We start from the raw sequence: 8,658 nt of genomic DNA, 5'->3' as shown, positions 1-8,658 counted from the left end.
ACTTTGTTCTATAAAGACCGACTTAAGGCGGACATTATCTCACAAGACTCATATACACTATGCCCGCCGGCATAATCCGAGTATAGAACTAAGAGAGGCGCCTATCCGTTGCTGCAATACAGACCCCCCCTCACAAAGGACTCCTGATTCTGTATAAATACTCACATCCCGATGCAGACTCTCTGCCAATATCAATACAAAGGTAAACATTTTTTGATTTTTGCAACACATGACACACCTATCCGTACAGCCTTTGGCCATCTTCTGACACCGAAAACACATCACAAACACCTGTATACCAACACCTTATAATTCATTCTGTTCAATTCTAATTATTTGAAAAATAAATTGTTTTTCACAATTCTGCATTCACATAACAGGTACTTGCGTTTGCTATCAGGGTAGCGGGGCTCTCAAACCGATGGTGGAGGTATCGGAGTAATCCGAACAATCAGGGCAATCAGATTTATTATCAGCAATTGGCAACGTAAAACCAATCGAGGATTGAATGGGAAAACTTGCGGCGTTGATCAGGTAAAAACTTCGTTTTTGGGCTTTGCAGACATGTATGCAAGCATGAAAGCTCTATTTTTTAACTCTACGTACACATACGCGAACACAAAAGCTCCGTTTTTTGAGTCTGCGTACACGTACGCGAAAGTGAAAACTGCGTTTTTAGGCTTTACGTACGACTACGCAGGTAGGGAAACGCTGTTTTTTGTTTTGTCATACCTGTACACCATGTCAAAAAAGAAAGCAATATCAGCATTTCTCCCGCGCGCGCTATTAGCTATTAATTACAGTGTATTTTTGTCTTTATGAGGTTTCCTGCAGAGGCATAACCGCAGTGGACTGATTTGAAAGAACAAAGGATCGACAGAGATCAGTCATACATCTTCCGCCATTTTGACAGAAAACAGTGATTTGAACTGCCTCCTCGGAACAATTCTTATTATAAAGAATGCGATCTGTTGCAGGCGGCACGATAATTGCAAGAAGGATAAGTGATATGACAAACGACTTCACTCAGACATTCCGTAATGCGCTGGAATACAGCTACCAAGAAGCATCTCGTCTCGGCACAACCGTCGTGACGCAGGATATGCTCGTACTCGGCATCATTCGGGATGGCGACAACGGAGCCATTGACATCATGCGTCACTATGGGATCAATCTGGACGACCTCAAACGGCAGATCGAGTTGGAAGCCATGGCGAAAGACATCGCCCCTCCGGAAAAAGAGTCGCCCCTCTTCACCTCATCCGCACGGGAAGCCATCGAGTATGCCACCGACATCTGTGCCGAGCTGGAGGACGAAGCCGTCAGCCCTGTCCATCTGCTGCTGAGCATACTACGCTCGAAGCAGGAAAACTTAACGCAGAGGATATTTATGAAACAAGGAATAAAGTACGACAACATCTTGCCCGACTATTTCGGTCAGCGACACGGAACCGATCAGGAGGAAGCAGCAGCGCCAACCATTATCGACGGATACAAGGACAACGACTTCGACGAGGACGAAGACGAGTCCTCCATCCCTCCTTCGAACAATGGTCCGAGCAGGAATTCAGGAGGAAGCCCTGAGCAAGGTGGTGGCGACACAACTACGACTACGCGCAACGGAAACGACACTCCGGCACTGGATGCCTTTGGCACGGACATCACTGCACAAGCGGCAGCCGGCAAGCTCGACCCAGTCGTAGGTCGTGAGCAGGAGATCGAGCGCGTCATCCAAATCCTCAGCCGCCGCAAAAAGAACAACCCCGTACTCATCGGAGAGCCGGGCGTGGGCAAGAGTGCTATCGTGGAGGGACTGGCTGAACGCATCGTGAATCGCAAGGTGAGTCGGGTACTCTTCGACAAACGCATCATCAGCCTTGATCTTGCGCAGATGGTGGCAGGAACGAAGTACCGCGGCCAGTTCGAGGAGCGGCTCAAAGCCGTACTGGAGGAGCTGCAGAAGAACCCACAGATCATTCTCTTCATCGACGAAATACACACCATCGTAGGCGCCGGATCGGCTGCCGGATCGATGGACACGGCCAATATGCTTAAGCCAGCTCTGGCTCGGGGTCAGGTGCAGTGCATAGGCGCGACGACGCTGGATGAGTATCGCAAAAACATAGAAAAAGACGGCGCCCTCGAACGCCGCTTCCAGAAGGTACAAGTGGTGCCCTCCACCGCGGAGGAGACGCTCACCATCTTGGAGAACATCAAGGAACGCTACGAGGAGCACCATGGCGTACGCTATACCGACAAGGCTCTCCGCGCAGCCGTGGAGCTGACCGAGCGATATGTGTCGGATCGTTTCTTCCCCGACAAGGCCATCGACGCCATGGACGAGGCGGGAGCCAGCGTACACGTCACCAATGTGATCGCTCCCAAGGAAATAGAACTGCTGGAGACCGAGCTGGCCACCGTGCGCGAGAACAAAATCGCTGCCGTCAAAGCTCAGAATTATGAATTGGCAGCTTCCTTCCGCGATCAGGAAAGACGCACGCAGCAGCAAATTTCGGAGGAAAAGAAGAGATGGGAGGAACAGATGTCCAAGCATCGGGAGACGGTGGACGAGGATGTGGTGGCCCATGTGATAGCCCTGATGACAGGCGTGCCAGCCGAGCGCTTGGCGACCGGCGAAGGCGAACGACTGCGGACGATGGCGGATGACCTCAAAGCCAAAGTGGTGGGACAAGACGGTGCCATTGAAAAGATGGTGCGTGCCATCCAACGTAACCGACTGGGCCTGCGAAACGAAAAGAAACCGATCGGCTCGTTTCTATTCCTCGGTCCTACGGGCGTGGGCAAGACCTATCTGGCCAAGAAGTTGGCCGAATATCTATTCGAAGACGAGAGTGCCATGATCCGTGTGGACATGAGCGAGTATATGGAGAAGTTCTCCGTATCGCGTCTCGTCGGTGCACCTCCGGGCTATGTGGGTTATGAAGAGGGAGGACAGCTGACGGAGAAAGTGCGTCGCAAGCCTTATTCGGTGGTCTTGCTTGACGAGATCGAAAAAGCTCACTCGGATGTGTACAACATCCTACTCCAAGTAATGGACGAGGGACAACTCACGGACAGCTTGGGCAGACGTGTGGACTTCAAAAATACGGTGATCATCATCACCTCGAATGTTGGCACCCGTCAGCTCAAAGAGTTCGGACAGGGCATCGGATTCCGTCCGGAAATGGACGAGCAGGCAGACAAGGAGCACAGCCGCGCGGTGATTCAGAAGGCACTAAACAAGACGTTCAGTCCCGAATTTCTGAACCGTTTGGACGACATCATCCTCTTCGACCAATTGGGCAAGACGGAGATCCGTCGCATGGTGGACATTGAGTTGCGGGACGTACTGGCTCGCATTCATCGCGCCGGATTCGGGCTGGAACTGACGGACGAAGCCAAGGATGTTATCGCCACGAAGGGGTATGACATCCAGTACGGAGCCAGACCGCTTAAGCGCACGCTGCAGACCGAAGTGGAGGATCGCCTCACCGACCTCATCCTCTCGAGCAAAATAACCAAAGGACAGACGCTCACGCTCACGGCTCGCGATGGCGAGATCGTGGTGGCGGACTAAAGACAAACATTCATTTTCTCTTGACAAAGAGGAGGAGACTGCTGCCGATGCCATGCACCGACGGCGAGTTCCTTCCTCTTTGTTTTTATATACGGGAGGAAACGACTTGGCTATTAAGCGAAACAGAGGCTCCACGCGCGTGTTTTTCGTATATTTGTAGGGTATGAAACGTTTTCTTTCCCTCAGCATATTCGTAGTAGCTCTGGCCGGGCTGTTCTCCGCCACGGCTCCAACACAAACACAGAGAAGTCCACGCCCTGACAAAAAGTCGGAGGGCTACCCTTTTCTCTTGTTCGAAGGCATCAAAAAAGAGGAACTCTCCCGCTGGGTCGATGCACAAATGAAGAGCATGAGCGTGGAGCAAAAGGTGGGGCAACTCATCATGCCCATCGTCTATCCCTCCACCCAAGCCGACAAGATGCGGCAGGCGGAGCAGCTCGTGCGCAACTGCCACATCGGAGGCATACTCTTCCAAAAAGGATCGCTATCGGACCAATACACGATGACACGTCGGCTCCAAAGCGCAGCACCGACTCCGCTGCTGATCGCCTTGGACGGGGAGTGGGGCTTGTACATGCGGCTGAAAGATGCACCACGATTCCCCCGCAACATGGGACTAGGACAGCAAAAGGACAATCAGCTCCTCTACGACTATGGCCGTGAGGTGGCTCGAGAATGCAGGCTGATGGGCATACACATCAACTTTGCTCCTGTCTTAGACATAAATAACAATTCTAAGAACCCCGTCATCGGGACTCGCAGTTTCGGAGACAACCCACACCAAGTGGCAGAGAAAGGGATTGCATATGCACAAGGGCTGGAGGACGGTGGCGTAATGGCTGTGGCCAAGCACTTCCCCGGCCACGGCAATACGACTGAGGATTCGCACAAGACGCTACCCACAGTCTTCGCCTCGCGTCAAGAGTTGGACAAGACGGAGCTGTATCCTTTCCGAGAGTTTTTCCGTGCCCGTCTGAGCGGTGTGATGACCGCCCACCTCAATGTGCCGGCACTCGAATCTCGTCAGAATACACCCTCCTCGCTCAGCTATGCCATCTGCACCGACCTATTACAGAAGGGAATGGGCTTTGGCGGTCTCATCTTCACGGACGGACTTGCCATGGAAGGGGCGAAGGTAGCAGGCTCACAACCGATATCTGTTCGTGCCATTCTGGCAGGGAACGACATCTTGCTCGGCCCTGTGGATCCCAACAAAGCCTTTACAGAAGTGCTCGGTGCTGTCCGATCGGGAACGATCAGCTCCGAACTCCTCGACAGTAAATGCAGGAAGATTCTATCCTTCAAGTATGCGCTCATTATACGCCCGGGATTACCACAAGAAGAATCAGCCACCCGCGTAGTCAACCAAGTGAACAACCGCGAGGCCAAGCAGATGGCATCTAAGTTGTGGGATGCATCCATCTACATCCAAAAGAACAAGAAGCAACTGCTCCCTCTCAGACAAGAGAGCCGCGTGGCTTGCGTCAATCTGGAAGCTGCCGCCACCAATACTTTCACACAAGCAGCCGGCTTCTCGACCAAAGACTGCTATGCTTATGTCAAAGGAAACTCGACGGCTCGTATGCGCGAACTGCTCGCCAGCCTCAAACGGTACGATGCCGTAGTGGTCACCGTCCGTCAATCTCAGCCGGACTGGGCAGGAGAATTTCTCCGTCAGCTCACAGAACAGAATGCCACCGCCATCGTTTTCTTCTCTACGCCGTATGCCGAGAACAGAATCCGCACCGCTGCGGACAAAGCGCAAGCCATCGTCATGGCGTATGAGAATACAAGCGAAGCGGCACTTGCCGCAGCAGGGCGCATTCGCGGCACGACCAACAACACGGTCACGCCTACTCAGGGATCGTCTGCCGTCGAAGAAGGAGAGGCAGATCCCACAGCCTACATGATGGCCTCGCCCATTGCTCCCCCTTCGGTCTCCTCTTTTGAAGAAGGGCCTCAACCACCCCCTCCCTCCATAACGGCCATGCCCAAAGTTGATCGCATCGCACAAGAGGCTTTGTCACGCGGAGCCTTCCCAGGCTGTCGGGTACTGGCCATCCATTGCAACAAGATCGTATACAACAAAAGTTTCGGCACACTCGACGGCTCGGCACGTGGAGAGAAAGTATCTTCTTCTACTATTTATGATCTGGCTTCGGTGACCAAAGTATTGGCGACGACTCCTGCAGTGATGCTCCTCATTCAAGAAGGCAAACTGAAACTGACTGACCAACTCGGTTTTTTGCTCCCACGCTTCGCTCATACCGATCTGAGCAATATCACCGTGCAGCAGCTTTTGCTTCACGAAGCAGGGCTACGTCCGTCGGTCAGCTTCTACGATGCACTCATCGACCAAAGTAGTTTGAATGGCAGACTGACAGGGGCGCGGCAGAATCCGGGTTGGGTACAATTAGATACAAACTCGTGGGGCAATCCGTTCTTTGCATTCCGTCCCGAACTCGTGTCTCGCACCCAAAACGCCAACTATCCACTACGATTCTCGACTGATCTGTATCTATCCGAAGAGGTGAAGAACATCTTGCTCAATACCATCGCATCCACTCCCCGCTGTGGCGTAGGCAATTACAAGTATTCAGACCTCGGCTTCATCTTACTACAACAGATCGTAGAGAAAATATCGGGCAAAAGCCTCGACTCTTTCGTTGAAGAACGTATCTATCAGCCTATCGGAGCCAATACGCTTGGCTACCAACCGCTCAATAAATTCAGTGCTTCGCGTATCGCACCGACCCAAAACGACAAATTTCTACGCAAAAGTATCATACGAGGTACCGTGGACGACGAAGCTGCGGCATGCCTCGGCGGCGTATCAGGCAATGCAGGTCTTTTCGGAACAGCCGAGGATGTAGCTCGCGTGTTGGAACTGTTTATCCAGGAAGGCTCCTATAACGGCAAGCAAATCATTGACAGAAAAGTCTTTCGGCAGTTCATTACCACGCACGGAAAGGGGAATAGACGCAGCTTGGGCTTTGACAAAGGAAGAGCAAGCATGGCTGATTCCGCATCAGCATCCACCTACGGACACACAGGATTTACAGGCACTTGCGTTTGGGTTGATCCCGACAACGAACTTATCTTTGTGTTCCTTTCTAATCGTACCTACCCCAACAGACTCAACAAAAAGCTGATGACAGAGGGCATTCGACCCAAACTGCATCAAGCCATATACGAGGCTTTGGGTATAGGAGTGTAGGATTAAGAGCGTAATTAAGAACAGACAATCACAATAGAAGGAGACAGAATCATGATTTTTGGACATGGTGACGAAGGCTTTGCAGCCTCATCGAAAGGAATTATCAACTTCAGTACCACCGTTTGGAGCGGTGGAGATATGGAACGTCTGGGAGCGCACCTGGCAGAAAACCTCGGGTGCATCTACCACTATCCGGAGCCGGATGCCGGCACACTGAGGCAGATGCTTGCCAAGCGTAACGGAGTGGACAAAAGCGCCATACTCGTGACCAACGGGCCCACCGCCGCCATCTATCAGATAGCGCAATCCTTCAGAGGTAGTCGCAGCCTCATTGCCATCCCGTCTTTCTCGGAATACGAAGATGCTTGTCGCATGTATGAACACGTGATCAGCTTCTATCCGACGACCGAAGACATCAGTAAAGCTGATTTTTCCCATATCGATTTCTGCTGGCTCTGCACTCCGAACAATCCCGACGGCAGACAACTACAACGTGCCGAGCTGATGCGTCTGCTGAACGATCATCCCGAGACGACGTTCATTCTGGATCAGTCCTATGTCTCCTTCACCACTGAGGAAGTTATCCGCCCTGCCGACATCAAAAACAGAAAGAACCTCGTCATGATCCACTCCTTCAGCCACGCATACGGTATCCCCGGCCTGCGCATCGGTTACATCGTAGCCAATAAGGATTTCATGAAGCGCGTAGCTGCTTTCAGTACCCCTTGGTCTGTGAATGCACTTGCCATAGAAGCCGCCAAATTCATCCTCATCCATCCCGCTCAGTTCACGCTTCCCATCCGCAAGTGGCAACGCAATACGGTGGACTTCATCACTGCACTCAGTCGCATCGACGGCGTCGAAGTGCATCCTTCCGGCACTACTTTCTTCCTCCTGCGGCTCAAGAAGGGCACAGCAGCCGAACTGAAAAAGTATCTATTAGAGGAGCATAAAATGCTCATCAGGGACGCATCCAACTTCCGCGGTCTCGACGAATCCTACGTCCGTCTCACCACTCAGAGCCCTGCTGAGAATCAACTCTTCATCAAAGCACTGCAACAGTTCCTCAGCCAACACTAAACAAGCTGATGATCAGCCTCAGTCTCTGTCCTTCTCCCGCGCTGTACAGCTACTATAAGACAGACTCCGAAGCCTATACGGTGGTCATCGTGGACATCTTCCGCGCAGGCACCACTATCACCACGGCACTCATGAACGGTGCAGTCGGCATCGTACCCATAGCCGGTATAGAGGAGGCAGAAGCCTATGCCCGCAACGGTTATCTTGTCGGAGGCGAGCGGGGAACGAAGCGTTTGCCCTTCGCGCGATTTGGCAATGTTCCCGAGGAATATACCCGCGAGGCTGTAGCCGGCAAGACCATTGTCCTGTCCACGACCAACGGCACGCGTGCTGCCGACATCGCGTCCGGAGCTTCGCACGTCATCATTGGCGCCTTCATCAATCTGGATGCAGTGGCTCGCTATTGTATCGCCCGCCACCTACCTGTCATGGTGTTGGCTTCGGGTTGGCAGAATCGGATGAGTACGGAGGATTGTCTGTTCGCCGGCGCTTTGGCTGCAACCATCGTCCGGCTGGGCGAGGCTGTCGATTGTGAAGACGGTGCAGCTGCTTACTACGAGCTGTGGCGCTCCTACGACACGCATGAGAAGCTCACGGCCTACCTCAGTGGGCGCGATCACTACGGACGGCTACGCGCCAACAGTTTGGAGAAGAGCGTCCCTTACTGTACCTCGCTCAACCTCACCGACATTGTACCCGAACTAACCTTCCGTCCGACGGCTCCCGCTGTCGAGTGTCCTGCGAGCCGTCTCTTTCTCCCCGTCTCCCCGCCTTTCTAAGGGGA

The 8,658-nt window shown here is 52.8% G+C and carries 4 protein-coding genes; all 4 read left to right on the top strand.

Annotation, left to right across the window (positions count from 1 at the left end; all coding sequences use genetic code 11):
- Nucleotides 1-1,009: 1,009 nt before the first annotated feature.
- The 4 genes from C7382_RS09250 to C7382_RS09235 all read left to right on the top strand — a co-directional run bounded on the left by C7382_RS09250 (nucleotide 1,010) and on the right by C7382_RS09235 (nucleotide 8,653).
- Nucleotides 1,010-3,577, top strand: a complete 2,568-nt coding sequence (locus C7382_RS09250) for an ATP-dependent Clp protease ATP-binding subunit (RefSeq protein WP_116679995.1) — start codon at nucleotides 1,010-1,012, stop codon at nucleotides 3,575-3,577.
- Between the two features lie 163 nt (nucleotides 3,578-3,740).
- Nucleotides 3,741-6,794 carry a glycoside hydrolase family 3 N-terminal domain-containing protein gene (locus tag C7382_RS09245; RefSeq protein WP_116679994.1) on the top strand — a complete coding sequence of 1,018 codons (3,054 nt, stop codon included), beginning with the start codon at nucleotides 3,741-3,743 and terminating at the stop codon, nucleotides 6,792-6,794.
- 51 nt (nucleotides 6,795-6,845) lie between these two features.
- The gene (locus tag C7382_RS09240; protein ID WP_116679993.1) at nucleotides 6,846-7,874 is read left to right on the top strand and encodes a pyridoxal phosphate-dependent aminotransferase; all 1,029 of its coding nucleotides are present in this window, start codon (nucleotides 6,846-6,848) and stop codon (nucleotides 7,872-7,874) included.
- Between the two features lie 8 nt (nucleotides 7,875-7,882).
- On the top strand, nucleotides 7,883-8,653 hold the full coding sequence (locus C7382_RS09235; RefSeq protein WP_116679992.1) for a 2-phosphosulfolactate phosphatase: 771 nt from the start codon (nucleotides 7,883-7,885) through the stop codon (nucleotides 8,651-8,653).
- Nucleotides 8,654-8,658 lie beyond the last annotated feature (5 nt).

This window comes from Porphyromonas loveana (genome assembly GCF_003096695.1).
GTDB classification, from domain to species: domain Bacteria; phylum Bacteroidota; class Bacteroidia; order Bacteroidales; family Porphyromonadaceae; genus Porphyromonas; species Porphyromonas loveana.
The sequence above is the reverse complement of the archived record's forward strand: the minus strand, read 5'-3'. Positions and strand labels throughout refer to the sequence as shown.

Bases quoted from the DNA above. Each gene is read 5' to 3' on its own strand.
- C7382_RS09250 (WP_116679995.1), top strand. From the start codon at position 1,010: ATGACAAACGACTTCACTCAGACATTCCGTAATGCGCTGGAATACAGC.
- C7382_RS09245 (WP_116679994.1), top strand. From the start codon at position 3,741: ATGAAACGTTTTCTTTCCCTCAGCATATTCGTAGTAGCTCTGGCCGGG.
- C7382_RS09240 (WP_116679993.1), top strand. From the start codon at position 6,846: ATGATTTTTGGACATGGTGACGAAGGCTTTGCAGCCTCATCGAAAGGA.
- C7382_RS09235 (WP_116679992.1), top strand. From the start codon at position 7,883: ATGATCAGCCTCAGTCTCTGTCCTTCTCCCGCGCTGTACAGCTACTAT.